25 protein-coding genes are annotated in these 25,925 nt (G+C 61.7%); 7 read left to right on the top strand and 18 right to left on the bottom strand.

Annotated elements, in window-relative coordinates; genetic code table 11:
- Window positions 1-38 precede the first annotated feature (38 nt).
- Window positions 39-1,856 carry an XrtP-associated glycosyltransferase gene (locus LWF01_RS17620; protein WP_349638676.1) on the top strand — a complete coding sequence of 606 codons (1,818 nt, stop codon included), beginning with the start codon at window positions 39-41 and terminating at the stop codon, window positions 1,854-1,856.
- Window positions 1,857-2,004: 148 nt separating this feature from the next.
- Here LWF01_RS17620 and LWF01_RS17615 read toward each other — a convergent pair whose 3' ends face one another.
- The 4 genes from LWF01_RS17615 to LWF01_RS17600 form a co-directional block, all read right to left on the bottom strand.
- On the bottom strand, window positions 2,005-2,385 hold the full coding sequence (locus LWF01_RS17615; RefSeq protein WP_349638675.1) for a response regulator transcription factor: 381 nt from the start codon (window positions 2,383-2,385) through the stop codon (window positions 2,005-2,007).
- A 117-nt stretch (window positions 2,386-2,502) separates the two neighbouring features.
- Window positions 2,503-5,211 carry a trehalose-phosphatase gene (gene otsB / locus LWF01_RS17610; RefSeq protein ID WP_349638674.1) on the bottom strand — a complete coding sequence of 903 codons (2,709 nt, stop codon included), beginning with the start codon at window positions 5,209-5,211 and terminating at the stop codon, window positions 2,503-2,505.
- Window positions 5,212-5,306: 95 nt separating this feature from the next.
- A complete protein-coding gene (locus LWF01_RS17605; RefSeq protein ID WP_349638673.1) occupies window positions 5,307-5,909 on the bottom strand; it encodes a Re/Si-specific NAD(P)(+) transhydrogenase subunit beta in 603 nt (200 codons plus the stop codon).
- Between the two features lie 56 nt (window positions 5,910-5,965).
- Complete coding sequence (locus LWF01_RS17600; protein ID WP_349638672.1) at window positions 5,966-6,619, bottom strand: YdcF family protein; 654 nt, start codon at window positions 6,617-6,619, stop codon at window positions 5,966-5,968.
- 457 nt (window positions 6,620-7,076) lie between these two features.
- Here LWF01_RS17600 and LWF01_RS19295 point away from each other — a divergent pair, with 457 nt between their 5' ends.
- A complete protein-coding gene (locus LWF01_RS19295) occupies window positions 7,077-7,247 on the top strand; it encodes a WhiB family transcriptional regulator (RefSeq protein WP_432762030.1) in 171 nt (56 codons plus the stop codon).
- A gap of 226 nt (window positions 7,248-7,473) precedes the next feature.
- Here LWF01_RS19295 and LWF01_RS17595 read toward each other — a convergent pair whose 3' ends face one another.
- The 8 genes from LWF01_RS17595 to LWF01_RS17560 all read right to left on the bottom strand — a co-directional run bounded on the left by LWF01_RS17595 (window position 7,474) and on the right by LWF01_RS17560 (window position 14,597).
- Window positions 7,474-7,713, bottom strand: coding sequence for a hypothetical protein (locus tag LWF01_RS17595; RefSeq protein ID WP_349638671.1), 240 nt, complete (start codon window positions 7,711-7,713; stop codon window positions 7,474-7,476).
- Window positions 7,710-8,315 carry a winged helix-turn-helix domain-containing protein gene (locus tag LWF01_RS17590; protein ID WP_349638670.1) on the bottom strand — a complete coding sequence of 202 codons (606 nt, stop codon included), beginning with the start codon at window positions 8,313-8,315 and terminating at the stop codon, window positions 7,710-7,712. The genes LWF01_RS17595 and LWF01_RS17590 overlap by 4 nt, the downstream gene beginning before the upstream one ends.
- Window positions 8,316-8,601: 286 nt before the next feature.
- Window positions 8,602-9,360, bottom strand: a complete 759-nt coding sequence (locus LWF01_RS17585; RefSeq protein ID WP_349638669.1) for an SDR family NAD(P)-dependent oxidoreductase — start codon at window positions 9,358-9,360, stop codon at window positions 8,602-8,604.
- Window positions 9,361-9,390: 30 nt separating this feature from the next.
- Window positions 9,391-10,263 carry an NAD(P)-dependent oxidoreductase gene (locus tag LWF01_RS17580; protein WP_349638668.1) on the bottom strand — a complete coding sequence of 291 codons (873 nt, stop codon included), beginning with the start codon at window positions 10,261-10,263 and terminating at the stop codon, window positions 9,391-9,393.
- Window positions 10,264-10,293: 30 nt separating this feature from the next.
- Window positions 10,294-11,727 (bottom strand): four-carbon acid sugar kinase family protein, encoded by a 1,434-nt coding sequence (locus LWF01_RS17575; RefSeq protein WP_349638667.1) that lies wholly within the window; start codon window positions 11,725-11,727, stop codon window positions 10,294-10,296.
- A 113-nt stretch (window positions 11,728-11,840) separates the two neighbouring features.
- A complete protein-coding gene (locus LWF01_RS17570; protein ID WP_349638666.1) occupies window positions 11,841-13,184 on the bottom strand; it encodes an MFS transporter in 1,344 nt (447 codons plus the stop codon).
- Window positions 13,185-13,301: 117 nt separating this feature from the next.
- Window positions 13,302-14,243, bottom strand: a complete 942-nt coding sequence (locus tag LWF01_RS17565) for a sugar phosphate isomerase/epimerase family protein (RefSeq protein WP_349638665.1) — start codon at window positions 14,241-14,243, stop codon at window positions 13,302-13,304.
- 81 nt (window positions 14,244-14,324) lie between these two features.
- Window positions 14,325-14,597 carry a hypothetical protein gene (locus LWF01_RS17560; RefSeq protein WP_349638664.1) on the bottom strand — a complete coding sequence of 91 codons (273 nt, stop codon included), beginning with the start codon at window positions 14,595-14,597 and terminating at the stop codon, window positions 14,325-14,327.
- Window positions 14,598-14,718: 121 nt separating this feature from the next.
- Between LWF01_RS17560 and LWF01_RS17555 the strand changes: the two genes are divergently transcribed.
- Entirely contained in the window at window positions 14,719-15,672 is a 954-nt protein-coding gene (locus tag LWF01_RS17555) for an AbiTii domain-containing protein (protein ID WP_349638663.1), read from the top strand.
- 166 nt (window positions 15,673-15,838) lie between these two features.
- Here the strand turns inward: LWF01_RS17555 and LWF01_RS17550 are convergent, their stop codons facing one another.
- Entirely contained in the window at window positions 15,839-16,894 is a 1,056-nt protein-coding gene (locus tag LWF01_RS17550; RefSeq protein WP_349638662.1) for an HNH endonuclease, read from the bottom strand.
- Between the two features lie 587 nt (window positions 16,895-17,481).
- Here LWF01_RS17550 and LWF01_RS17545 point away from each other — a divergent pair.
- Window positions 17,482-17,787: a hypothetical protein gene (locus tag LWF01_RS17545; protein ID WP_349638661.1), complete on the top strand. Its 306-nt coding sequence runs from the start codon at window positions 17,482-17,484 to the stop codon at window positions 17,785-17,787.
- Here LWF01_RS17545 and LWF01_RS17540 read toward each other — a convergent pair.
- Window positions 17,784-19,328, bottom strand: a complete 1,545-nt coding sequence (locus LWF01_RS17540; protein WP_349638660.1) for a glycoside hydrolase domain-containing protein — start codon at window positions 19,326-19,328, stop codon at window positions 17,784-17,786. The genes LWF01_RS17545 and LWF01_RS17540 overlap by 4 nt on opposite strands.
- A gap of 297 nt (window positions 19,329-19,625) precedes the next feature.
- Between LWF01_RS17540 and LWF01_RS17535 the strand changes: the two genes are divergently transcribed.
- A complete protein-coding gene (locus LWF01_RS17535; RefSeq protein ID WP_349638659.1) occupies window positions 19,626-20,000 on the top strand; it encodes a hypothetical protein in 375 nt (124 codons plus the stop codon).
- 54 nt (window positions 20,001-20,054) lie between these two features.
- On the opposite strand, the gene LWF01_RS17530 is transcribed toward LWF01_RS17535, so the two are convergent.
- Entirely contained in the window at window positions 20,055-22,256 is a 2,202-nt protein-coding gene (locus LWF01_RS17530; RefSeq protein ID WP_349638658.1) for a glycoside hydrolase domain-containing protein, read from the bottom strand.
- Between the two features lie 218 nt (window positions 22,257-22,474).
- On the opposite strand from LWF01_RS17530, the gene LWF01_RS17525 reads away from it, so the two are divergent.
- Both LWF01_RS17525 and LWF01_RS17520 read left to right on the top strand, forming a co-directional pair.
- Window positions 22,475-23,362 (top strand): GH25 family lysozyme, encoded by an 888-nt coding sequence (locus LWF01_RS17525; protein WP_349638657.1) that lies wholly within the window; start codon window positions 22,475-22,477, stop codon window positions 23,360-23,362.
- 275 nt (window positions 23,363-23,637) lie between these two features.
- A complete protein-coding gene (locus LWF01_RS17520) occupies window positions 23,638-24,114 on the top strand; it encodes a hypothetical protein (protein WP_349638656.1) in 477 nt (158 codons plus the stop codon).
- Between the two features lie 209 nt (window positions 24,115-24,323).
- Here the strand turns inward: LWF01_RS17520 and LWF01_RS17515 are convergent, their stop codons facing one another.
- Genes LWF01_RS17515 through LWF01_RS17505 form a run of 3 tightly spaced genes read right to left on the bottom strand, consistent with a single transcriptional unit; the run spans window position 24,324 to window position 25,874 of the window.
- Complete coding sequence (locus tag LWF01_RS17515; RefSeq protein WP_349638655.1) at window positions 24,324-24,920, bottom strand: recombinase family protein; 597 nt, start codon at window positions 24,918-24,920, stop codon at window positions 24,324-24,326.
- A complete protein-coding gene (locus tag LWF01_RS17510) occupies window positions 24,917-25,642 on the bottom strand; it encodes a Fic/DOC family protein (protein ID WP_349638654.1) in 726 nt (241 codons plus the stop codon). The genes LWF01_RS17515 and LWF01_RS17510 overlap by 4 nt, the downstream gene beginning before the upstream one ends.
- A gap of 37 nt (window positions 25,643-25,679) precedes the next feature.
- Window positions 25,680-25,874, bottom strand: coding sequence for an antitoxin VbhA family protein (locus LWF01_RS17505; RefSeq protein ID WP_349638653.1), 195 nt, complete (start codon window positions 25,872-25,874; stop codon window positions 25,680-25,682).
- Window positions 25,875-25,925: the final 51 nt, after the last annotated feature.

Below are 25,925 nucleotides of genomic sequence, written 5' to 3'. Positions count from 1 at the left end.
GTGTTTGATGCCTCCGGCAGTGCAGCAAAGGAAAATACGTGAAGAACCTGGCGATGACGCTGGTCGCGATTGTTTACGGCACGTCGGCCTTCCTGTTGTTCTGCGCTTCCGGCGTATTCGGCCGCTTCGGCCGGGACGGCTGGCGCGATGTCGCACTGGTGACGGTGACGTTGACAGCTTCCATCGCCCTGACCTACATTTCGCTGCTGATCATCACCTATTTGCGCCGGCGCCGGAATTCACCAGGAGACTCCGACGATTTCGACTGGCACCTGCTCGTGCCTTGCCGTGACGAGGAGAACGTTATTGCCGCGACCGTGTCTGCGGCCCGGACGTCCTTCCCGAGGGCGCATGTCTGGGTGATCGACGATGCCTCCCAGGATTCCACCGCCCGGGTTGTCAAGGAGCTGATGGACTTCGATGTCCGCGTGCACCTGATTTCGCGGGTTCGCCCCGATGCACGAGTCGGCAAGGGTGAAGCGCTCAACGCCGCCTATTCCGTCGTCTCCGACTATGTCGGGACCGACCAGGCCGCTCGCCGCCGGGCCGTTGTCGGTGTGCTCGATGCCGACGGCTATCTCTCGGACAATGCGCTGAGTTTCCTGTCCGGGCCGGAAACTTTCGGCTCGGAATCGGTCGGCGCGGCGCAGCTCGAGGTCTGGATGAAGAACCGCAATGACGTTCGACCCGTGCCGCACCTCGGTCGTTGGGCAAACCTGCTGGGCCGATACCTGATCCGGATGCAGGACGTCGAATTCCGGACGACGAACTCGGCCATGCAGCTGCTGCGGACCAAAACCGGCACGGTGGGTATGGGTGGCAACGGACAGTTCACCCGGCTGACCGTCCTCGACGACCTTGCCGAACGACACGGAAAACCCTGGGGACGCAAGCTCAGCGAGGACTACGAACTCGGCCTGTACATCCTTGAACTCGGCTATACCAACCACTACGTGCCTGAGGCTCACGTCTCCCAGGAGGCACTTCCGTACTTCGGGCGGCTGCTGACGCAACGCACCAGGTGGGCTCAGGGGATCATGGAGTGCGCCAGCATCCTGCCGCGATTACGCCGCAGTGGCCAACTCAGCCTCGCCGGCCATCTCGAAGTGAACTACTTCATGAGTCAGCCATGGCTGATGATGCTCAACCTGATTCTGGTTCCGATTCTGCTGTGGACGGCGATCCAGGAGAATCGGTTCGGTTTCGTCGACAGCGCCTCTGCCCTGGTCACCGTTCTGGCGGCAATGGTGTACCTGATTCTTCCGTACGCGGTTTGGGGACCGATTTACCGTAAGGTCGCTAACAAACGAATGGGAATCCTTGCCGCGACGATGACCGGCCTGGGCACTCTCGTGTACGTTTATCTCACCTACGTCTACTACCCTCGGGCAATCATGCGGCTGGTCACGGGCGAGAACAGCTGGGCAAAGACAATGCGAAATGCCGATGGAATTGCACCCGTCATTGTCACGCCTATCCACGAACTCGCGCTGCCCCTGGTCAACCGGGAAGAGCTGGAAGCGCTCGCCGGAGAACTCGATCAGCGCAACGATCTAGCGCTCGAATTCGTCTCGGCCTTCGCCATTATGTGGCCGACTCGCCTTGCCCGGCTCAAGGAAGCCCTGGCTGCCGAAGACATCATGTCGTCGCGCGATGCCGCCGGCAGCATCCAGGTGTCGGCAGCCATGATCGGCGCCGAACGTCTTGAACTGTTCGGCGGGCGGGTTGCAGCACTGGCCAGGGGTGGCGATTTCGCCGCCTGTCGGCAAGAACTTCCGTTCCTGCAGCTGACCGGCGAAAGCACGGTACGTGTGCTCAGGAACGACTACCTCGACGATCTCAAGCGGCCGGTCTGAGCCGGTCAGGCTCTCCCACCCGAAACGGTCCGGTTTCTCCCTCAGGTGGGGGGTTATGTAGCCCCTCTTCGCGCACTTACCGGACCGTTTCGCTTGCGCGGTTTCACATACCGGACCGTTTCGCATGCTAGCCGTCCGGTGCCAGCGCCTAGTCCACCGGAGCTTCGGACAGAATCCGGCCCAGCACCTCGCGCAACTGGCGGGGGCGGAACGGCTTGGTGAGGTAAGCGTCGGCACCCACCTCGAGGCCAAGGGCCGCGTCATAGGTTTCAGACCGCGCGCTCAGCATCACCAGGTGGTTGCGATAGAACTCGCGCAGCCGGCGGGCGACCTCATAGCCATCGATGTCCGGCAAGCCGATATCCAGGGTGATCAGGTCGGGGGCCGACTCGCGTGCGGCGGCAACACCGGCCGATCCCGTCGCCGCAGACTCCACCACGAAGCCTGCCTGGCTCAGAACCACCTCGAGCAGCCGACGAATGTCATCGTCATCTTCGATCACCAATGCGAGACGCGCGGACTCAGTCATGCTCCAACACTACTCAGCACAAACAAATGCGCTAATATGCCCTCGCCCGGATCAGATCGTCAAGTGGTCATGCCCTCGCCCGGATCAGACCGTCATGTGGTCATGCCCTCGCCCAGATCAGACCGTGACGTGGTACGGGGCCAATCGCTGGGCGCACCGGATGTAGCCGAGGTGCGAGTATGCCTGCGGATGATTACCGAGATGACGTTCCGGCACCGGATCGTACTCTTCCGGCAGCAAGCCGGTCGGTCCCATCAACGCGGTCAGCCTGGCGAACAACTCTTTGGCGTCATCGATCCGCCCCGCCATGATGAACGCCTCGATCAGCCAGGTGGTGCAGATGTGGAAGCCACCTTCGAGACCCGGTAGGCCGTCATCGTAGTGATAACGGAAAACGGTTGGCCCGCGGCGCAGGTCCCGCTCGATCGCCTCAACGGTGGAGGCGAACCGTGGATCGTCCGGCGGCAGCAGGCCCGAAAGCCCGATATGCAGCGTGGCCGCATCGAGATCCGGGGCGCCGTAGGCGACGGTGTACGCCTTCGACTCCTCACTCCAACCCTGGGTGAGTACATCGTCGGCGATGGTGGCACGTAACTGCTCCCAGTCACCCGGTACCGCGCGGCCGTGCCGGGTTGCGATCCGCAGCGCCCGGTCGACGGTCACCCAGCACATTACCTTGGTGTAAACGTGATGCCGTGGCGCCCGGCGAGCTTCCCAGATGCCGTGGTCCGGTTCCATCCAGCGCCGTTCGACCGCGGTGACCATCTGCTGGGTCAGGAACCAGTGCTCATCGCTGAGTTCGCCGAGGTATTCGGTCAGGTCGTCGAGCAGCTCGGTGATCGGGCCGAAAACATCGAGCTGGACCTGGTGCTCGGCGGCGTTTCCGACCCGGACGGGACGGGAACCGGCGTAACCGGGCAGAGCATCGAGAACGGCCTCGGTCGAGAGCGTGGATCCGTCGACGGCGTACAGCGGGTGCAGCTGCTCCGGACCGTTCGAGCGGGACAGGATTTCGCTGAGCCAATTCAGGAAGCCGATCGATTCGGTCGTGGATCCCAGCGAGAGCAGCGTGTTGACCGTCATCGAGCCGTCGCGCAGCCAGCAGTAGCGGTAGTCCCAGTTACGGGTGCCGCCGATCCCTTCCGGCAGCGAGGTGGTTGAAGCGGCGAGAACACCGCCGCTGGGCTCATGGCACAGCCCGCGCAGCGTGATCGCCGACCGGACCACGGCCTCCCGCCTGAACTGCGGTACATCGAGCGTTTCGACCCAGGACGTCCAGTACTCGTTGGCCTTGTGCCGCTGTGCTGGTTCGCCGCCGTCTGCCCTGCGGATGCGGTCCTGTTCCGCGACCGAGCCGCCACAGGTCAGGGTCAGCACGACGGGGTCGCCGCCCATCGGCAACTCGGCGATCGCGGTGTCCGATTGGCCCTCGGCCTGAATCCGGAATTTCACTCCGGGTGCATGCAACACGATCGGCTCGGAGGTTCCGATCACCCGGACGCCATTTTCGACCACTTCGAGCCGGCTCGTCGCGGTGCCGTAATCCAGCCGCGGCGCGAAAGTCACCGTCGCGGGACGTTCCCCCTCGACAACCCGGACCAGCGTCGTGGTGGAGGAAGCGGCCGGGCCAAGGTAGTCCGTCGTCTTGAATCCGGGCCAGCGAGTCTCGACGGTGGTGGTACCCGGGATGTATCGCTGGGTCAACGGCTTCGAGCCATCTGCTGCCGCGATGGCGTAGAACCCTGCGGCCTCGGTGCCGAGAATCTCGGAGAACATCGACGCCGAATGCGGGAACGGGTCCGGCATCCAGCAGATCCGGCCGGCTGGGTCGACAAGTGCCGTCGACCGGCCGTTCGCCAGCATGCTGTGGCGTTCGATCGGCACCGCACTGCGGCCGAAGAGCCAGGCGCGGCGCAAGTCGAACAGCGTGGCGAGCACGAGCGACACAGTGGCCGGGTCCGGCACGGTGACGGATGCCGCGGTGAGGGTGTCCTCCCCGGATCCAACCACCTTGATTCCAAGGTCCGGCCCCTGCAGGGTGGCCAGCGCCCGTTCATCGGAGGTGTCGTCGCCGATGTACAGCGCCGCCGAGGAGCCGAGTCTTGCCCGCAGCGCACGCAGCGCTGCGCCCTTCGACGTTTTGACCACGGACAGGTCGACCACGTCTTTGCCCGAGGTGGCGTAGACCTCGTCACGGGCGGAAATCTGATCGATCAGGGCCAGGCTCTTGTCGTAGACCTCTTGCGAAACTCCACGCAGGTGAATGGCGACACCGGCCGGCTTATCCTCCAGCCGCATTCCCGGACATTCCAAGACCAGCTGTGCGACGTCCGCCTTGAGCCTGGCCAGCTGTTCGGTCAATGTCGCGGGCAGGCTGGACACGGTATCGATATCGAATTCGGAACCGTGCGAACCGACCAGTTGCACCTCAATCGGCAATCGCGACATCGCGGCGAGGTCCCGCAGGGAACGTCCCGAGATCACCGCCACCTCGGTGTTCGGCAAGGTCGCGAGCGCGCGCATCGCCACAACCGATCCCGGCTGGGGGTACGCCTGGGATGGGATCTCCACGATTGGCGCGATTGTGCCGTCATAGTCGGTTGCGACGAGCAACTGCGGGCTGCGGGATAGTTCGACCAGGCGGTCCAGCAGCGCAGGCGACAGCTCGTGTTCGGCCCTGCCGAGGTCGGTCAGCGGTCGCGCATGCGGCGCGGCCGGGTCCCAGCCGTCCACCTCGGGTGACGTGCTTACCGGCGCAATCGGGTCAATGCGTTCCCGGATGAGCGGAATGCCCATGGTGTTGAGGATTTCGGCTTCGTGGCTCATATCCGATGGCTCCTGGAATGGATCAAAGGCCTGGGCGCCATTGCCGCGGCGGGTTTATCGGTCGATGTCAGTGGGTCGACTAAAGCGAACATTTCTTAGCCGGTCCGGACTAGCCTACGCGCGGTTAGCCCGCCCAGCACAAACAGCACGCCGCTCATCAGTGCAACCGCTCCGGTCAGTCCGAGCACCGAAAGCGCGCCGATCCGGGGCACGAAGAACAGCACGGCCGCCAGCACGAGGAACAGGCCGGCGGTCACGACGAAGTCCTGCGCACCTCGGTACCGGCCGCGAACCTCAAGCCAGGAGAACATTTCAAGCAGTCCATTGAGCAGAGCCCAGGCACCTACGACGAGCTGCAGGGTCTGCTGATCACCGGTGAAAGTCAGGAGTCCGATTGCCGCCAGCAGGGCGACGACGGCCTGGATGATGGCGAAGACCCGGAGTCTTGGCGCCACGCCCGGATGCCGGGACTGCCAACCGAGCAGCACGACGGTCGCCAGCAGGTAGCAACCGATGACTCCATCGACGATACCCATCGGCATTTCAAGGTCGAGCGGGTTGCTGTCGTCCCGCGGCCAGAAGATGGTTGCAACCCCGAAAATGACGCCGAGAACTCCGCGGCACAGCAAGATCTGGTAGAACCTGATCGGCCCGGCGGCGGTGCGCTGCGTCGGGCTGCCTGGCTCAGTTTTGCTCACGTCGCGCTCCCGGCGGATCGGGGCACGCGGTCATTCTCGAATATCACCTATTAAGCCTACTTGAGTTCAGCCTTTCGGCGCGTTTCGTGGATATCCGGCCGGTTCAGTCGCGACGGCGGAAATACGACATCGCGCAGGATGCCGAGCGGCTCGATCGCCATCCGGCGGGCCCAGCGCCAGCCGTTCATCCATGGCCGCGACGCCACCATGTGGATCCGGACCGGACGAGCGGGCCCCGCTCCCGCGCCGCCCGATGCCGGGCTGCGCACCTGCGCCTCAATCACCCGTCGCGCCCGGGCAATGTGATAGCTCGAGGTGACCACGGCAATGCTGCCCCAGCCGTGCCGCCGGACCAGCTCGGCAATTGCCTGCGCCTCACCTCTGGTGTCATCCGACGGCGGAATGAACGTTCCGATCAGCACCTGGCGATGTGCTGCCTCGCTTCGCGAGCGACGGCGGATGGTGATGGCGTTCGCCTCAGAGGGCCTCTGCACCGAAAGGATCAGCTGATCGCTGACACCGTTTTCGACCAGCGAAATCCCCACCGGCACGCGTTCCCGGTATATCCCGCCCAGCACGATCACGGCGTCCGCGTGCGCCGGCGGTGCCGCCCTGGGCGACACGAACTTTCCGCGCAATACCTGCGCGGTACAGGCGGCTGCGGCCGTGGCCAGCACAACAAGGCCAAGTATCCTGCCGAGGTCCGCCATGAGTACGAGCCTAGCGTTTCGCGGCGCCCGCGTCGTCCGCGGCATCGGTCGCCGCAGCGGCTCGGCAGGACCGTGGCCTCGGTCGCAGCATGACCCGGAATCGGTCGCGGCTTCGGTCGCCGCAGCGGTTCAGCAGGACCCCGGCATCGGTCGCCGCGGACCGCGGCCTCTGTAGCGCGGGTAAACATCGATCCTCGATCTATTCTTGGGGCTCCGGGACAATGTCTGTATGGTGTGACGTGGCGCACATGGGCTCCCTGGTTGAAGAAGACCACTGTGGAAACGTTCGTTTTACATAGGAGTAACGCGAGCGGCTTAGCGTCAGGTACGTACGGACGGCAAGGGACCGTCCGAAGATCTGGAGTAACACGTGGACGTCAACATCCCCGACACCGCTATACCCGCTTGGGAACGCCTCGCAAAGGTGCTCGAAACAGTTCAAACCCCCTGTCAGGCAATGCCCGATTACTGGCAGACACCAGAGAAAGCCACGATGCGCAAGGCCGCTGCCATGTGCAATTCCTGCCCCGCGCTACAAGCCTGTGCCAAGTACGCCCGAGTAGCAGCCGAGCCAACCGGCGTATGGGGAGGAACTCTTCCCGGACGACGGATGACGGTCGGCCGTTAGCCGCACTGTCAGGCGGGACATTTGCAGGAGCTGGCGGTGAATCGCCGTCCCAATCCGCCCAGATAGTGAGAACTGGCAGGTTACCGACGAGTTAGCTGCTGCAAAAGTCGCCGGGCCGCCTCGCCGCTGGAGTCGCCAACCTTAGGCTGGCGCGGCCCGCCAGGGCACAGTCGCACCCCCTGGCTGGCACGTCCCGACCGGCTTTCGTCGGGACGAACTTCGAAGTTTAAGGCAACAGGGCACTGAAGCGCTCGGCGGCCGCCGTCCGGGCCTGGTCATCGCGCAGCTCGAACACAATCTCCCTTGGATCCGCGCTCGCCAGCGCCCTGCGTCGTCCCCAATTCACCACGGCACTGCCGAACAAGATTGCCGCCCGGCTCATGCCGCGAGCCCGAACGCTGGCGTGGTCCGACGTCGGATAAGCCTCTCGGATCCGAGCCGACGGAACGTCAAGCAGCATTGTCATGACGGGTTTTCCTCTCCATCAATAAGTGGAAACGCGTTGATGTGAACCTGTACCGGACGTGCGCCTGGCTCGTCCTGCCCGCGATACTTCGCGAGCACCGAATCATGAAACTTCTCGAACTCCGCCGAGATCTCCGCCAGCTGCTTGCTGGTCAGCTTGAAGTGGGCGGTCGTTATCGTGCTGGCGTCGACCCAGTGTTTGGGGAGTAGCTCGAAGCCATTGACTACGAAGTGACTCAATGCCTGCTGGCGAGTGTCTTCGAACTCGCGGGAGACCAGTTGCGATGCCGCGCGGGTGGCGGGATCGGTCGCGAGGTCCGGAGTCGCAAGGGTGAGTCCGCCCGGCATCACTTCCCACCAACACTCCCGCTTGGTTCCCTTGCCTTCGACTTTGCGGATGAATTCGTGTCGTGCCAGCTGCCGAAGGTGATAGCTGGTCGATCCACTCGATTCGCCAAGCCGCTCTGCCAATCCGCAGGACGTATTGGCGCCGTAACTCCACAACGTCTCAAGGATGCGAATCCGGAGCGGGTGCGCGAGGCCCTTGAGTGACGACGAGTCAACAGTGCGTCCCCTCATGTCGGCCGATTTAGGAATGGTCATACCGGAACCCTAGCCTTACAAAGATTCCTTTGCAACTGTTTATTTGCAAACGTATCTTTGGAATTCCCGCTCAAGGTGCACCCCAGCCCAAGAGAGTCGGAGGACGGGCACGACAATTGCAGGAGCTAGGCCGGTTTCGGGTGGGAATTCTGCTCGGATGGTGAGATTTGCTGGGTTACCGGTGAGTCAGCTCCTGCAAACGTCCGGGCCTGGCATGCCCCGACCGCCGATACTCCTGCTCCGGCTGAGGTGCCGGGAGCGATGGCAGCGGGCCAGGCCCGGGAAGTCAGAGTCCGCCGGCAACCCGGATCGTTGTGCCGGTGATATAGGCCGCCGCCGGCGTGAACAGGTACGCAACTGTGGGTGCGATATCCTCAGGCTCACCCGCCCTGCCGAGCGGAACCCGGGCAGCGACCCGGTCCGGGCGGCCGGGATCGCCAGCGGCGGCATGGATACCGGTTCTGATCGTGCCGGGTGCTACTCCGTTGACCCGGATGCCGGCGGCAGCAACCTCCCTGGCCAGGCCCAATGTCAGGGCATCCACACCTGCTTTGGCGGCCGCGTAATGCACGTACTCCCCTGCCGAACCAAGAGTGGCCGCCGCGGACGAAATGTTCACGATGGTGCCGCCACGTCCACCACTCTCGGTCGACATGGCTTGAACCGCCCGGCGAGCGCACAGAATGGTGCCGGTCAGGTTGACGTCGATCACGCTGCGGATCACTTCAGCCGGAGTGCCGGCGAGCGCACCAACATGCATCGTCGCACCGGCGTTGTTGACCAGGCCGGTCAGGTAGCCGAACTCATCGAGGGCGGCGTCAAACAGCTGCTCGACACCGGCTGCGGTCGCCACATCGGCGCGAACGGTCAGACACCGGCGGCCAAGCTCTAAGACATGCGCACGCAATGCCTCCGCCGCGCCGTCGTCGCTGTGAAAGCTCGCCACGATGTCGTGTCCCGCGCGGGCGAGCTCAAGTGAAATCGCTGCCCCGATGCCTCGGGTTCCTCCGGTGACCAGGGTGACCTGCGCGCCGATACCATTCATGACGCCATCCTGCCCTAAGCAGGGCAACGGCTAGCGGTTGCGGTAGATCTCCAGCACGCTCGAGTCGTCCTTGCGGCCCATCTCGGCGGCCGCGCCTTCGAGATACAGCACTTTCGCAGCATCCGCAATCGGGGCGGCGAAGCCGTTCTGCTCGGCCGCGTCCACAACCAGCCCCATGTCTTTGACGAAGATATCGATCGCACTCTTCGCCACGTCGAACTCCTCATTGACCATTCGCTCGCCGCGGTCGGAGAACATGAAGGAGTTCGCGGCGCCATGCCGGAGCACCTCCCAGGTAGCCCCGATATCGAGCCCGAGCCGCTCGGCGAACGCGAGTGCCTCACCCGCCACCGCTATGTGCACGCCGCACAGCAGCTGATTGACCAGCTTCATCTTCTGGCCCTCGCCAGGAACCGCGCCGACCACGGGTGCATGTGACGCCATCGCCTCCAGCAGCGGACGCACCACGGCGACATCCTCCGGGTCCCCGGAAACCATCATCAGCAACTCGCCCGTCCCGGCGCGGGCTACACCGCCGGATACCGGAGCGTCGACGATGCGCACGCCGCGGCCGGCAAGCTTAGCCGTCCAGTCCGCGACCGGCTCCGGCCCGACGGTGGCCATGACCAGCACGATCGCGCCGGCCGGGATTGCGGCGGCGAGGTCGGACTCTCCGAACAGCACACTGTCCACCTGCGCCGGAGTCGCCACCATCAGCGCCACCACGTCGGCCTCAGCTACGGCTGCCTCGGCGGATCCTGCAGCCTTGACGCCGAACTCCGAGAGCTGCTGCGCCCGGCCGGGAGCTATATCGAAGGCGGTGACATCGAGTCCTGCCCTACCCAGGCAGCCGGCCATCGGGAAACCCATGGCTCCGAGGCCGATCCAAGCGATTTTTGACATGGTGGGTACCTTCTGTCCGGAGGGGGCGTTTTAGGATTTCGTGCCGGTGAAGATGTCGATGGCGTCGGCAAGACTCTGCTCGGTGCCGACGTTTCCGGCGAAGACCACGTAGGGCACGCCGATTGATTGCGGCAACGCCGCCTTCGGGCTCAGCACCGAGACCAGTCCGCGGAACAGCTGGCCGAGCACGGTGGCGCGGCGGATGCCGAGACCTTCGACGGCGACCTCATGGCTTGTGATACCACCCTTGGCGATAACCCAGCGCGGCTGAACTTCGAGCGCGCCGCGCACGACCTGATTAACTGCCGAAGACACGGTACGGGCGATCCGCAGCGAGTCCTTTTCGTCGATGCCGCGCACCAGGTCACGGCTGGTGTAGACCAGCACGTCGTTCTCGGCCAGCAGCTTCTGCACTTTGGCAACCGCCTCGGCGAGATACTGCTCGCGGGTGTTGACGTCCACGATCTTGTTGACGTCGAGGTCAACCTCGACCAGACCGCACCGATCCTGGGCGACCTTGACCTGTCTGCTGGTGAGGCCGACGTGCGAGCCGACGACGACCAGGCCGTGCGACTTGCCTTCCGGCGCACCGCCGTCGAAGATGTCCGTCGCGGTCAGCGGATCCTTCGCCTCGATGCCGGCGAGCGGCCGGGCAATCGACGGGCCCGCCCGGTAGGCGAACACCTTCCCGGACTTTTCCGCCTCCAGCACGCCGAGCAGAACGACCTCGAGGTCTTCGTAGCAGGTGGCGTTCACCACGATGAACTGCGCATCCGAGGCAGTCAACAGGATCTCGGCGACCCGCTCCGGTCCGCCGATCCGGATGTCATCGAGACTCAGGCTGAGCACGTCGCTGGCTCGGATCTCGCCCGCCGACTTTTCGGCGATGAACTCGCGGAGGTTCGACGAGGAGTAGCCGAATGTCGCATCCCTGGCGAACTCGGTCTCACCGACCGGCTGCGCGTCATCGCCATGCCCGGCGTAGTGCACGTCATCGACGGTGAACCTGCCGGCCTCGAAGAATGCCGGCGCGAACAGAATGCCGTCGAAGCCGGCCCCCGTCGCCAGAATCGACGCGCTGTTCAGTGCCCGCATTTCCGCAACGACGTGCCCGCGCAGGGTGGAGTCGCTGCGCGAAACGAGCGACACCGGCGCATCCAGTTCCGCTCCGATGGCAAAGAGGTCCGCCGCGATCCGGCGGTTGAGGTCGACCGCTTCCGGCTCGTCGAGGCCACGGGTATTCGTGAGAATGAAGCACTCCGACCCGGGCTCTGCCAGGGCCGACCGGTACTCGTCCCGGTCGAAAACCATCACCACGCTGACTCCATGCACGGTCTGTGAACCGGTCGGGTCGTCGTCCAGCAAGGCGATCCGGCGCCCGGTCGACTGGTGAGAAGTACGGATACGCTCGTTCGCGTCATCGATACGGAGTACCTCGGGCAGGTTCGCCAGGACCTCATGCATTGTGGACCTACTCTTCTCTATGTCACGGTGCGCTCGCCGGGCGCAAGTCACTGTGCGCTCGCCGGCTTCGCTGCCGCCGGTTAGCGAACGGCAGCGCAGCCTACGGGCAAGTATTACTTGTCGAGCAACGCGTCCGCACTGTTCCTGAACCGCTTGGTGCCATACATCAGGATCGCGGCAAGGAACGGCAGCACACCGAGCGCGTACACACCCGCGCTGTCGGTCGCCGAGTTGAAGAAGTCGTTGACCTCGGTGCGCAGGATCGGTGCGACGAATCCGCCCAGGTTTCCGAGCGAGTTGATCAGGCCGATTCCGGCCGCGGCGGCGGTTCCGGTGAGGAATGCAGTGGGGTACGACCAGGCGATCGGGCCGATCGACAGGAAGCTGCAGACCGCGAGGCAGATGAACATGATGCCAAGGGCTGGCAGGCCGTTGACGCCGGCCCACGCCGAACCGAATATGCAGATGCCGGTGGAGAGGAAGAGCGCGGTACCGAAGTTCCGACGCCGTGCGACCGTATTGGCTGCGCGGCCGACGAAGTAGCAGGCGAAAAGCCCGAAGAGCCATGGAAGCGCCGAGAGCAGGCCGACCTCGATGCCGACTTCCTTACCGGTCAGCTGCGATACCTGCTGCGGCAGGTAGAACGTCACGCCGTAGACCGCGACCTGGAGACAGAAGTAGATGATGGTGAAGTACCAAACCCGGCCGTTACGCATTGCGGCGAGCACGCCGGAAGGCCCGGTTTCTTCCTTCACAGTGTCTTCCTGGGCCATCACATTCTTCAGCGCCAGCTTCTCTTCGGCAGTGAGAAATTTCGCGTTCTCCGGCCCATTGATCAGGAAGAAGAAGCAGGCGATACCGGCAAGGACGGCGAGCATGCCTTCGATGAAGAACATCACCTGCCAGCCGTGAACGCCCGGAACCTGGTCGCCGATGTTGATCAGCCAGCCGGACAGCGGCGAGCCGATCATTTGAGAGAACGGCTGGGCCAGGTAGAAGATGGCGAACATCTTCACCCGCACCTTGTTCGGGAACCATTCCGCGAGGAACATGATCACGCCAGGGAACAGGCCGGCTTCGGTGACACCGAGCAGGAACCGGAGCAGGATGAACGAGGTTTCGCCCTGCACGAAGGCGAAGCAGGCCGAGACGATTCCCCAGGTGATGGCGATCCGGGCCAGCCAGATCTTGGCGCCGACCTTCTTCAGCATCAGGTTGCTGGGGATCTCGAAGATCGCATAACCGATGAAGAAGATTCCGGCGCCGAGCGCGTAGGCGCCTGCCGTAATTCCCTTGTCCGCTTCCAGCGCGGCTTCGGCAAAGCCCACGTTGGTGCGATCCAGGAACGCCACAACGTACAGGATGACCAGCATCGGCATGAGCCGCCGGGATGCCTTGGAGATCGCCGATTTGAGGACCGGCGAGTCCAGAAGCACGTTTGAAGTTGCCGAAGACACTTAGCACTCCCCTTTGAGATATTGGTTGCTTGATGATTTTGGCCGTGGTTCTGCGCGCGCCGTTCGTTGGCCCGGTGGACGGCGGGATGGTGGGCGGTTCGCCCGGGAGGCTGGGGACTATTTGCCCAGTTTGAACTTCAGGATGCCGCGCAGGTACTCGCGGTTCTGCGCACAGACGGCCAGGCCGTCTCCGCCGTAACTCTCCAGGCAGATCGGGCCATCGAATCCGACCTCGAGCGCGATTTCCATCGCTCGGCGGTAGGAAATGTAGCCTGAGGCCAGCGGCGCCGGCGCGGAAAAGTATGCCCCTGTCGCCGGGTCGTAATCACGCAGATAGTTCTTGATGTGCCAGTAGTTGGTGTACGGAAGCATCTTCTGCAACATGGATTCCCAGTGTTCAACCGGGCGGTGCAGCCGAACGATATTGCCGATGTCCGGGTTAAGTCCGCAGTTCTCGCGGTCGATGTCCTTTACCAGGGCGACGGCGCTGTCAGCGGTGCCGACGTAGGTGTCTTCGTACATTTCGAGCGACACCTTGATGCCCTCTTCGGCGGCGGCATCGCTCAGCGCGCGGATCCGCCCGACGGCGAGATTCCAGGTGGCGGGGTCGTTCTCGGGATCCTTGTGACCGTCGGCCAGCCAGAACCAGTGCGCGTCCTTCTGTTCCTTACTCAGCGGCATGTGCAACCCGAGCGACAGTATTTCGGAACCGAGGTACTTCACTGCCTTGATGGTGCGCATGGCGTAGTCGAAGTTCTGCTGCGCGACCTCTTCATCCGGAGCGATAACGCTGCGGCGGACAACCGAGATCGCGGTGACCCTGAGTCCGGCGTCATCCAGTGACGCCTTGAGCTCCGCGAGCCGATCTGCAGAGAGGTCGCCGGGACGAAGCCAGGTGTCGGTGAAGTCGACGTGATCGAATCCCTCGTGCACAAGTTCGGCGAATACCTTGTCCCAGACGGAACGATCCGCGTCCTGAACCGAGCTGCCATCCGGGAGCGTCGCACCATACTGCAGCATGGCTGCGCCCATTGGCCAGGTTTCCGAGCTATATCTCATCCGTCAATGACTCCCTTGACATCGATTCTTCGCCGCACACCAGTACGACGGAATACTACTTCAGAGATCATATAGGAAATGTCAACGGACGACGAACCTACGCCCGAGATGCTCGGCAGCGCCCACGAGGGTGGCGTATGTCGGGTACTCGTAGGGGTCGCCATCCTTACCGGCACACCTCTCGAGGCGCTGCAGCGTATACCTAGCGATCCCTATTCTCACGGCTGCTTCTGCCTGGGTGATGGGTGAGCCGTCGGGGTCTCCGGCTAGCCGGAAGCCGCGGAGGATCTCGGCCAGTCGGATCGCCACGGCTCGTTCGCCGCCGAGCTGACCGCGGATCTTTGTTCTGGGCACGCCTTCAGCGCAGGCATCCGATGGTCCCGCGGGCACGGTCGAAGGCCGCCACGGTCGTAGCCCGACTCCAACCAATACCGTGATCGACCGACTCGATTCGAGCGCGACTATCGTTGGGGACATGAGCAACGACACCAGTTTGAGGATGCTGCGAAACCGGGTCCTCGATGAATCCGAGACCTTAGCAGGTCTGTTGCGAGCCTGTTTGATGCTGGGGTCTGAAACGCGATCAGACGCGCTTCGTGAATGGGCTGCTTTGGAGCTGAATGGCTATTCAAACGAAGACGCGCTGCCAACCTATCGGTGCATTCCCGCCGGCCTCTTCGCTGATGGCACCAGTGGTAATACTTGGTTCAAAGGCCAACGGATTGGCACTCGCCAACTACCGGCCGAAGTTCGTGACGAAGTTCCCGACTCGGTCAACCTCCGACAACCAATTGAAGAACTGGAACAACTGGCTAACCAACGTGACTCGATAAAGATGTCCATGCAGGGTTTTCCTATGCTCGCAAGCCTCTGGTCTCGTGAGCTTTCGATGTACCAAACGGTCCAGACAATCTATTACCAGATCCCTCGCGAGACGATGGCTGGCGTGGTTGGGAAGGCCCGTACGGCACTGGTTGGTCTAGTGGCCGAGATTGCCGCGAACGTCGGAGACGATGAGATTCCCTCGAAAGGGCAGGTTGATGCCGCGGTGCAAATCATTGTGAAGGGCGGCTCAAGCGACACCTACAACGTTGACGTTGCTACCAATAACGGCGTGATCGGACAGGGTAAGCACTCCGAGCAGAATCAATCCATCGGAGTGAAAGCAGCTGAAGTGGTCGACCTCCTGAAGGCACTACGCACAGCCTTGCCCGATGTTGCCGACGATGGCGATCGATCCGATGTCGAACAAGCAATCGATGACCTGCAGGACGCAATAACGGCCGATACACCAGCACCCGAAGTGATTAAGCGCCGTGCTGGAGCGCTGAAACGTCTCGCTGAACGTGCGGGGGGAGTTGCACTGCAGACAGCGACTGCCGCTGCAACGACAGGTGCTATCGATCTAGCGTCCCAATTCGTGGGCTGAGTGGAGTTTTCCATAAAACGCAGATAACGTATCTTATGTTAAGTAAATACAACTAAACGCGATCAACCGGTATCTACATCGGTTAAATGTTGCTAAACGTGAAGCGCAACTTTGCGTCAACCGCAGAGCGAGCGATAACGTCTTTGCTCTCAATTCGGCGGGCGGTTCAGCTGTAACTTAGGTCGACGATGGCTTGCCAGGACGTGATGGAGGGTTCGCCGATGTCAAGGTTCTCTGCGTCCATCGAAGAATCGCACTGAATGTCGAAGGAGAACGATCCAGTTGCGACAGCTTCGCCCTGAAGTTCGTCAAGCCCATCGCCGTCCGGGCCGCCTTGGACCAGGGAGGCGGACAAGACAGTGTCGAAATGCCCGGTGAAAGTGAACTCCACGGTAGAACCCACTCGTGAGAAGTCGATAGGGCTAATCGTGATGTCGATGTAGTGCTCACTGGGTGGCCCCGCGTTGGTCACACCCGTCGACAACGGTTCGATCGATTCGAACTCGACCTGCGTTCTATCCATTATTTGTCTGCGTAGGCTGTCGACCGGATCGGCGAAAATCTCGCTGAAGTTGCAATCCCACACCTCCTCGAGGATTGTGAGCGCGGTTCTCCCTCTGCTGTTAACTGAGACCACGATTTCGAGCGGCGGCTGACGCTCGACTTCGACGTTCTCTGTTCGCCACGTCTGAAAGTCGGCCTTGTCTTTGTTAATGAGGGCGAGTTTCTGGACGACGCCCGGGGCCAGTTCCTCAAACAGTCTGCGTGACTCGTCATTGTTCAGGTCTGACTCGCTAACTCGCAGCAGAGCCTTTCCGAGGTTCGAGTTGCGGTTGAAGGCGTTCACTCGCTTTATAACGTCGGAGCGCATCCTCTTGGCCTTTTCCAACTTTCCACCAAGCGCGGGTGTCGGGGCCAGGACGTTGCCCCCTTTCCCATTCGGGCCGTTGCAGTCGGCGCAGATCGGCGCGAGGTTCCTTGGATCATCGAGGTCGTAGTCGTCGGGCAAAACGAACGCCTTGAACAGCTCCGTGCGCTTCGAAGGGCTCACGGACTGAGGAATGATGTGGTCGATCTGGGTATCGGTGAAGTCCTTGGGCTTCGAGCACCAGTAGTACCGGTAATTCCAGATGCTCCAGAGCATATACCTCAGTAGCGTGTTGTTCCTGCCGTACCTGACTGCCTTGCTGCCCGATCGTCGGTCGCGCCTACTTGTCATCATCGCCAGAATCCTTCCTCTCCCATGTGATACCTGGCGGAATCTCCTCCCGGGTTAAGGCAGCGACGTCGCCATCCCACCGCTCGTCCGACAGTTCATGGAGGTACGCCGCAAATGATTGTGAACTTTATACGCAGGCTCTCCACTAAAATGCAGTAAAGCATTCTAAATGTCATTAGACTCCATCAAATGCGCTGGGAATGTCTTCCGGAGCCTTGCGGTCGGCCTACTACACTGGCCTCTATGTATGGGCCTTCCGCCCGTTCCACCAGTTTGGAGGCCGTTGCCGCTTGAGTTCAGTACGTATCGCAGCGATGAAATTCGGATCTGAGCGGCCGCGGATTCGACGAAGGTCGCTCGCCGTATCTCTGGTTGTCGGGCTGGCGGCAGTCCAGCTCGCCGGGTGTTCGTCCCCCACCCCGATCGATTCACAACCCGGGTGCTGGGAGAGGACCGGCGCGATGGTTAGCCACGTCGGCGGAGGTCGAGATAGCTCAGACTTTGCCGGGTTTTCAATCAATTCGTTTGCAGACTCGCGGAAGGCACTGATTTCCTACACTCCTGAAGACGACGAGGACCCCGGGGATGTAGTGAGCAAGGACTCCCTCGAGGTGCAACAGCGATTGCCGTCGCACCCCGAAGGAGACACTCATGTTTCGCCGTGTGAGTCGTTGAAAGTCACAGATGTGTACGAGCTGAAGGGATATGACAACGGCCCGGCCACTGTGACCTGGGAGGTCGATTTCGCCGACAACGGCGCCGATGTCGTGAACATCCGTTTCCCCTACCGAAACGAGGAACGGTACTTAGCATTCCGGCCAGCAGAGCCCACAATGGACGGGGCCGCGATCGACCGGTACGACGAGTACACACGGAGCCACAAGCAGCCCGACTAGGATGTGACGGGCAACGCCTGGCCGGGATCTCGGCCCTGGATGATCACAAGGTCGATGTCGAAGTCCTTCCCGTCGACCCTGTTCCCCTCCGGATCGGTGTACCAGCGGTGTGCGTTGACGTTGGCGAACTGGTCGAAGGCCCACTTCGGAGGAAGTGGGAACCCTAGGTTCCCACTGAACCCTGAGGACATATCGGAGACGAACGCGGCCTCAATGAGGTCATTAGCACGGATTCCAACATTGCGGCTCCCGTAGACGCCGACCTTGTAACCCTTCGTCCCTAGCGAGGTCATGTAGCTGCGGACGGCCGAGAGGTACGGCAGCACATTTGACGTGATCTGGTCGTCGGTCACGTCCAGATCGACGGCAAAGTAGATGATGGCGTTGGTTGTGAAGCCAATCTTGGTCGCCGCTGTTACGGCGGCCGCGGCATCGCTCTTTCCTTTTGCTGCGGTGAAATCCGTGATGCTTCTTCCTCCAGTCTGGTAGATCGGGAAGATCCGCAGCCCACGGTTTGATGCCTCCTGGAACTCCTGTCGGGTCAGGGCTTGCTTGGTTTCGGTGTCTTTGAGGGTGGTCAGGTAGCGTCCGATCACCTTGAGTTCATCTGTCTCCTCGTGCCCATTGTGCAAGTGCACGGCGTCGAACGCGCCATTCATCACGGCCACAGTAGCCGCGACGGCGAAATCAGCACCGTAGGCAGGTCGAGTTTTATCGCCGTAACTGACCAGCAGGGCTGCCCAGGTCCTGCGACCGATAACCCCATCAACGCCGATCATCATGAAACGCTGGAACTTGAGCACCTGATCGCGAGTGTCGCTGGACCCGAGGAAGCCGGTGAGCGGCACGGAATACCCGTTGACACGTAGGGCACACTGCGCCAAGATCGCGAGATTAGTACCGTCGCTGGGAGTACCATTCGGGATATCCTGAAAAGTCCCACCTCCCCAGATGCCGTCGACGGCGTGGTTCCCCGGTGTCTCGACCTGCAAAGCCATGATCAGGGCGCGGTTCGTGCCGGCAGTGTAGACACCATCGGCAGGGCGCAACCCCGTGTAGGCGAAATACTTGTTGTTCAGTCTCTGCTGGACTTCCCGGATACTTGCTGACCCTGCCCGGATCAGCTTGTAGGCGTCCATACTCATCAGACCCTTGACGATCTGCGGGTAGGCTTCTCCGCTCTTGTCTGGCACGTTCGCGTCGGTCTGCAAGGCCCGTACCGCATTCTTTGTGGCGGCTCCGTACGTTCCAGCACCGTTGGGAGAATCGGCGCCGTACCCCTTGCAGATGAGACCACCCTGAACGATGCGGATCAGGTTCTTGTTGGCCGTTTTCTCGTTGATCGTCGGGCACTTGCCCAAGGTCCCATCACCGAAGACCCCGTCTGCGGTGAGACCGAGCTCGTACTGCAGCGCCCGGGTGAGCCCGCGTATGGTGCCCCAACCCGTGAGACCGTCTTCGCCAAGCTTGACCCAGCCAGAGCGTCCCCCGTAGGTCTGGTTGAGGTAAACCTGAGTCTCTTTGACTAGCTCATCAGCCACATTGTCTCCTATAAATCGAACTTCGCTTTCAACGTCCGATTTGGACGTTACAACCAACCTAGCCAGGGCCACTGACAGTCTCTCCTCGGATGTGTCTCACCACAGCGGTTGTAAGGTGCGCAGGCGGCCTATCAGCGGAGGATTCTTGAGAGAGTCGGACGTGGAGAGACGATTGAGCCACTGATCAAAGTCCGGCGTCGCTTGCTTCTCGAGTTCTCATCACTGTGGCCACTCCTGGCTGTCACTTTTCGGACGCTACGCTTAGATCACGAATCGCCTAAGGAAAGACGCGGTGACATGAATATGGTCAGCGCCGTACCGTCGCCGACGGTGGCTCCCCAGCGAAAGCAGCACCACGCACCGATGGTGTTGGCGGTTGTCGCGCTTGGTGTCTCGTTCCCCCTTGTCGTTCCAATCGTCATGCTCTTCCTGATAGTCAGCCTCATTAGTGACCTATCAGGTGTTCCGCTCTCCTTTGCGGTGTGGATCGTCGTGCTGGGTGTTTTTGCCTACTCGGCGTTCGCTATAACCCTCATCAATCGCACGCAGAGCAGACGCGCGGCATGGATCCTAGCCACGACATCGACGCTCTTGATCCTTGCCGCGGCAATCCCGGTGCTGGTGCTTTTCGGATATATGGCGATCGACCAGTTAGCCGAAGAGGTCCCCTGACGCCCCACAATCCCACCGAGTCACAGGAACGGTTTGGGATCGTGGGGCCGTTAATCAGCTTCGGGACAGGGCGTTGTACTTCTCAAGGATTGTGTACAGGCCGTAATTGCGGCGTCCGTACTCTGTAGCGTCAGCATTGGTGCCGTTGTATCGGGCAAGAACAGCCCGGACGCTGGCGGCTGAGAAGTTCCAGTAGTCCACTCCGACGCCGGCCTGGTTCGCCGCTCGGATGAGGACGAGCGCGGCTTGAGCGATGTTGCCCGCCTCCTCCTGAAGGTTCTGCCACATCTGCCAGACGTCTCTCCAGTTGGCAGCATCGAACGTCCGGCTGGAATAGATCCCCTTGCCGACGGCGAAGTTGGTGGCATCGATAGCGGTGCGGGCGAAGATCTGGCACACGCCAGTGCTGGAGTCGTCAGGCAGCTGAGATGGTGGAGTGATTCCGGCCATCCGCGCCACGTAATAATCTTTGACCGCCACGTCGGCGGCAGCATCCAGTCTGTTCTGCAGGCAGTACTCCCACAGCAGCACAGTCTGGATGAGTGCTTTCTTCATGTTGTAGGAACGGCTTAACCTCGTGGTTAGAGCGTCAAACTGAAGCATGAACTTCACGTTTGCTGCCCGGTCGAGATGAATGGCGACAGCTTTCTGTGGCCCGGTCATGTTTTGGTCGAACCAGGCGACGATCTCGTTAGTCATCTGAGTCGTGTACGCGGCATCGAACGCGGTGTCGTGCGCGGCCGGTGCGGAGACAGAGCTTTGCCCCTGATCGCGCCCCGACACGATGCTTTTATCGATGCGAAACTCAGGGTCCGGGTCCTCGAAGTGGAACTCCTTGATCTGGTTGAACGCCCAGTTATCCGGCATCGGGTACCCCAGGTTCCCGCTGAACCCCGTGGACATTCCGCTGACGAAGCTTCGGCTGATACCCGTTTCCCTGGAGACACGAAGGCACACATTCCTCGACCCGTACACGCCCGGCAAGTACTTGCTGCCGCTGAACCGGAGCGCAGAAACCACGCCGGTAAAGTACGCCAAGATCGTCGATGAGATTTCTTCGTCGATGGCGTCGTAATCGACAGCGAAGTAGATGATGGTTCCCCGGTGGAATCCGTACTCTTGAGCGGCGTCATAGGCTGCCACGCCGTCGCGTTCACCTTGCTCCCGGGTGAAGTAGCTGGCGTGACCGCCGTAAGTCTGGAAGATCGGGAAGAGGCGCAGCTTGTTGTCGAAGATCGCAGTGGTCTCCCCCGGCTGTATCTTCTTGTCGAAGGCGCCGGCACTGGTTGCGTTCGTGAGGTAGCGGCCCACCACTCGGTACCCGGCAGCGTACAGCTTTGCAGCTCGAGCACTGGAGATAGGGAAACGGGTATCGGCGCCGGTGCCAGGACGTTCAGCGTCACCCGTGCTGACCAGCAGTGCTGCCCACGTTTGGAAATCCCCCTTGCCGGTGACCGGCAACACCATGAAGCGTTGAAACTCGCTGACGGACGAGCTCGTCGACGCGGTGAACGAACCGTCGAAGGGCACGGTGCGGTCATTGAAGATCATCGCTGCCTGGAACAGCCGCACGAATTTCTTTGCAGTGTCGGCCGACCCGACCGACAGAACCGCCTGGGCTTTGATTCCGCTAGCGGTTCCTGCGCCATAGATTCCATCGGCTGCGGCGTCACTCTGTCCGAGCTCGAACTGTAGTGCGCGAACTAGGGCCTTCTGCACGTCCCGTGAGAAGTTCCCGTCACAGGGGATGATCATGAACTTCTCGCGCTTGGTGTATGTCGCGTTCAGCCACTGCTGGACCCGCCGTACCGCCTCAGTTCCACCGGACGTCACGACATAGGCATCCATGGTGAGGAGGCCACGGAACACCTTCGGAGTGATCCCGATCCCTCCACCGAGGCCCATGTCGGTCGTCAATCGAGAAATGCCACTCTTGGTGGTTGCGCCGAAGATCCCGTCGGTGCCGCCGCCGTCATATCCCTTGCAGTACATGGCGCACTGGACAATGATCCTCACGTTTTTGTTCGTTGTGTTCTCATTCACGACCGGGAACTGTGCCGTCAACTTCGCAAGAGTCCCATCACCAAAGATCCCATCCACCTTGGCGTCCCCGAGCTCGTGCTGCAGGCCTTTGGTGAGTGCCTTGATCGTTGCGAAACCGGTAATTCCGTCCTCGGCCACAGCCGTGTAACCGTTCACGCCTTTGTATGTGGCGTTAACCCACTGCTGGGCTTCCCGTACTGCTTCGTCAGCCATGGAGCTCCTAATAATCGAACCGAAACGTAATCGTCTGATTACGTCGTATGGGAACCGTAGCCAGCACTACTGACAGCGAGTCTCGCTCCGCGAGGGTCCTAGGTCCGCCGGCATCTTGAGCTGGCCTGTCAGTGGTCGGTGCAAAAATGACGATCTCCTGCCAACAGGCCCCGGCGGGGCTAGGGCAACGAAACTAGGCGTCAGGAGAGGACATCGGCATGGCGGTATTACATGGTGCGGACGTGTCGCACTGGCAGGGCGCAATCAACTGGTCGAAGGTCGACCCGGATTTCATAATCTTCAAGGCCACGGAAGGGACGAGCTATACCGATCCCACCTACGCGGCGAACATGGCGGCTGCTCGGGAAAGGGATCTCCTGGTAGGGATGTATCACTTCGCCAAGGGCGGCAACGCTGTGCAGGAGGCCGACCACTTCCTGTCGAGAGCTGGCCACCGCGCCGGTGAACTCATGGCGTTGGATTGGGAAATCGACCATCGGGACCCCGATGGCTGGGCCGCTGAGTGGCTAAGGCGCGTGGCAGCGAAAACAGGAGTAGTCCCGCTCATCTACATGAATACCTCCACGCTCAAAGCCCGATCGTGGACGAAAGTCCGGCGCACGGGGGCAGGACTATGGGTAGCGCGGCCGGGAAGCAGCGACCCAGGGACCGGCCCTTGGCCGGTCCGAGCACTCTGGCAATACAGCTTCAAAGGAAGCACCCCAGGTATCGCCGGCGACGTTGACCTCAACTACTTCGCTGGCGATCAATCAGCATGGAAACGCTACGGAGGTGGTGGCACCGGCTCTACACCGCCTCCCGATACCAAGGCAGCGCCGAAATTTCCCCTGCCTGCTGGTTCCTACTTCGGCCCCAAAGACGGACCGTCCACGTCGGTCAGCGGCTACTACTCACACAATTCCGATCTCCAACGCTGGCAAACCCAGGTGCGTTCCCGCGGATGGGCTATAGCCGTCGACGGTCTCTACGGAGATCAGACAGCCTCAGTAGCCCGGCAGTTCCAGGAAGAGAAAGGGCTCACTATCGACGGGCTTGTCGGACCCGAAACCTGGACTGCCGCATGGACCTCGAAGGTGACACCGTGATCGCGCACCGGTCCATCAATCCATCGCATACCCACGGCCGAAAGGGCAGCCCTGGTGGTGACAGCTGGACAGCAACATGTCTAATACCCAGATAAGCGCTTGTCGCGACGATTGTTATGCGCTCGACACATTGAATTGCGACCTTCGTGATTTGCTGGTGAACAAGTAGATATCCCCCTAGATCGGATAATCCCCTCATGCTCCGTCGCTCCACTTCGCTTTTCACATTCCTCGCCGTCACATGCCTCAGCGTCGCCCTATCTGGCGGAGCGGCCATGGCCGATGATGAGACGACGTCCCAGGAAGAACAAGTCGTGGAGCTGGGTCCGGCAATAGCTCAGTTGAGCGATCAAAGCACGGACGAAGACGAGTTGTCGACTAAGGAGCAGGAGCTCCTCACGACCGATCAAACAAAGAAGGTCACCGTTGACCCTGAGTCCGGAGTCGTCGAGTCAGTGGTGGCTATCGCGGGGCCCGCGGCGCTCACCCCGACGAGAAGCAACTGCTCGAACAACCGTCCTTGCTGGATTGGAAACGTACCCAGCTTTAACTTTGGGTTCGCTGGAACCGGCACAGCAAAGGGCACATGGCCTTCCCGAGGAGCGTTCAACTCAAGGAACAGGGATGCGCGGATCTGCTGGACGACAAAAATAAGCGGCCCCACCATCTGCACCAGCCGGATGGGACATAACACTGAATACAATTTTAATGGCGCCCGCAATGTCACCGGTAAAAGTGTCCGGCTCTACTAATCAGCCTTGACACTAGGATCCACCCCATAATGGGTATCGAATAGCCACCTGACAGGTCGCCTGCCGAGTCACCGTTCGGCGACCGGGCGCGTCCCCTCTTGCCGGTGGAACGTAGGGGTGGAATTGCACTACTCAGCGACTGCCGCTGCAACGACAGGTGTATCGAACTAGCGTCCCAACAGTGATTTAGACCGTTGGATGCCGTTGGTCTACGCGGATGCGGTCGCCTTGCTCTCTTCGTCCACCTTGGCGAGTGCTCGGGAAACGGATGACTTGCCAACGCCGAGCACTTTCGCGATCTGCACGATGCTGCGTCCGGTCGCGTGCATCTGCACCGCGGCGGCGGTGCGCTCGGGCGTCATGACGGACGGGCGACCGCCAACACGCCCATTGGCGCGAGCGTGTACGAGGCCGAGCCTAGTGTTCTCTCGGATCGTCGAGATCCGGAGCTGGGCGAGCACGGCCATGATGCTTACGATGACTTCTCCCATTGGTGTCGACGTGTCGACGTCGAGGAAGGGCTCAGTGAGGCTTCGGAGCCTGACGCCGCGCCGCCCAAGATCACAGATCAGTTCAATAGCCATCTGTTCAGTCCCGGCGATGCGATCGAGTGCACGGATCATGAGCATGTCTCCCTCGCGCAGATGCTCCAGGCACGCATTCCACTGCGGCCGGTCGGGCGCACGAGTGGACTCTCCGTGGTCGACAAACACGCGAACCGCGCCAGCTGCTCGCAACTCGGCTTCTTGCGCCTCGGGTTTCTGCTCAAGCGGGCTCACCCGGGCGTAACCAATCACCCTGCTCATCTCCCCTCCCCCAACCCACCGGGCCCCCGTCCGGGTGCGCGCGTGATCCGTGCCTGGGGTGTGCTCGATGGGCCACCATGGCGGCGTTGGACGGCACCTGAGGGGCCTGTGGGGAATGACAGCCGAGCCTGCTCGGCGGCCCGCCACGCGGCACCCCGCTCAGCGACCGGAGTAGCCTTGGCGACGATCTCGCCAAACATGCCACACAACGGCGCGAGATCGCGATGCTCGGACGCTGCCCGACATGCGGCGTCGTTGGTTGATCCGCGCACGGCACGCCAATTAAGCTGCCATCCAGCGTCCCGAGCGACACGGTTCCAGAAGACACGCTGTGTGCGGCCGTTGCCCTCACGGAAAGGATGCACATAGTTGAACTGGTCGTAGTGATAGGCCAGCCGGTCAATGAACCGGTCTCGGTCCATGCCACGCAGGTAGTTGTCGGCGTGCAGCTCCTCTGCGGCGAAGCCGCCGGCGCGCTCGATCATCGACACAGGCAGGAAATGCTCAGCTCCCGCGACATTCTTACGGATGTCGACCGTGCGCGGCTCCCCCGCCCACTCGTAGACGTCCTGGAACAGTTGGCGATGAATCGCACACAGCTCATTAAGGTCACCCGTCGCCTTCGGCGGGTGATCCATGAGCTGCATCAGGCGGGCAAACGAAAGGTCGCCCTCCGCCTCATCGAGAGCGACCTTCGTTCGGGCGCCGATCTTGTTCCTCAATAAACCCGTCTCTGGATCGAGGTACGGGTCAGCGAAATCAGCCGAGGCCATAGCGGGCGCGGGCGCGGGCAACCAGCTCATCGGAATCGATACGGCCGGCGACGTACTCTTGGGCGTCCTCACGGCCAGCGTCCGAGACGTGCAGACCCTCCATCTCGCCACTGTGAATCGCCTCAGCGACCCTGCGTTCACGCTCAGCCTGCGTGGTCGCAGTGACAGTCGACGTCGCCATGGCTCACTCCTCTTCGCTCGGGTACCTTCTTCCACCATTCTATCGCAATTC

The sequence above is a fragment of the Saxibacter everestensis genome (assembly GCF_025787225.1).
GTDB lineage: Bacteria > Actinomycetota > Actinomycetes > Actinomycetales > Brevibacteriaceae > Saxibacter > Saxibacter everestensis.
Note: the sequence above shows the minus strand (reverse complement) of the source record. Positions and strands in the feature narration are given on the sequence as shown.

Bases quoted from the DNA above. Each gene is read 5' to 3' on its own strand.
- LWF01_RS17600 (WP_349638672.1), bottom strand. From the start codon at position 6,619: ATGGCGGACCTCGGCAGGATACTTGGCCTTGTTGTGCTGGCCACGGCC.
- otsB (WP_349638674.1), bottom strand. From the start codon at position 5,211: ATGAGCCACGAAGCCGAAATCCTCAACACCATGGGCATTCCGCTCATC.
- LWF01_RS17585 (WP_349638669.1), bottom strand. From the start codon at position 9,360: ATGAATGGTATCGGCGCGCAGGTCACCCTGGTCACCGGAGGAACCCGA.
- LWF01_RS17505 (WP_349638653.1), bottom strand. From the start codon at position 25,874: ATGGCGACGTCGACTGTCACTGCGACCACGCAGGCTGAGCGTGAACGC.
- LWF01_RS17550 (WP_349638662.1), bottom strand. From the start codon at position 16,894: ATGATGACAAGTAGGCGCGACCGACGATCGGGCAGCAAGGCAGTCAGG.
- LWF01_RS17595 (WP_349638671.1), bottom strand. From the start codon at position 7,713: ATGACAATGCTGCTTGACGTTCCGTCGGCTCGGATCCGAGAGGCTTAT.
- LWF01_RS17525 (WP_349638657.1), top strand. From the start codon at position 22,475: ATGGCGGTATTACATGGTGCGGACGTGTCGCACTGGCAGGGCGCAATC.
- LWF01_RS17575 (WP_349638667.1), bottom strand. From the start codon at position 11,727: ATGCATGAGGTCCTGGCGAACCTGCCCGAGGTACTCCGTATCGATGAC.
- LWF01_RS17590 (WP_349638670.1), bottom strand. From the start codon at position 8,315: ATGACCATTCCTAAATCGGCCGACATGAGGGGACGCACTGTTGACTCG.
- LWF01_RS17555 (WP_349638663.1), top strand. From the start codon at position 14,719: ATGAGCAACGACACCAGTTTGAGGATGCTGCGAAACCGGGTCCTCGAT.
- LWF01_RS17615 (WP_349638675.1), bottom strand. From the start codon at position 2,385: ATGACTGAGTCCGCGCGTCTCGCATTGGTGATCGAAGATGACGATGAC.
- LWF01_RS17530 (WP_349638658.1), bottom strand. From the start codon at position 22,256: ATGGCTGACGAAGCAGTACGGGAAGCCCAGCAGTGGGTTAACGCCACA.
- LWF01_RS19295 (WP_432762030.1), top strand. From the start codon at position 7,077: ATGCCCGATTACTGGCAGACACCAGAGAAAGCCACGATGCGCAAGGCC.
- LWF01_RS17520 (WP_349638656.1), top strand. From the start codon at position 23,638: ATGGCCGATGATGAGACGACGTCCCAGGAAGAACAAGTCGTGGAGCTG.
- LWF01_RS17565 (WP_349638665.1), bottom strand. From the start codon at position 14,243: ATGAGATATAGCTCGGAAACCTGGCCAATGGGCGCAGCCATGCTGCAG.
- LWF01_RS17580 (WP_349638668.1), bottom strand. From the start codon at position 10,263: ATGTCAAAAATCGCTTGGATCGGCCTCGGAGCCATGGGTTTCCCGATG.
- LWF01_RS17535 (WP_349638659.1), top strand. From the start codon at position 19,626: ATGAATATGGTCAGCGCCGTACCGTCGCCGACGGTGGCTCCCCAGCGA.
- LWF01_RS17515 (WP_349638655.1), bottom strand. From the start codon at position 24,920: ATGAGCAGGGTGATTGGTTACGCCCGGGTGAGCCCGCTTGAGCAGAAA.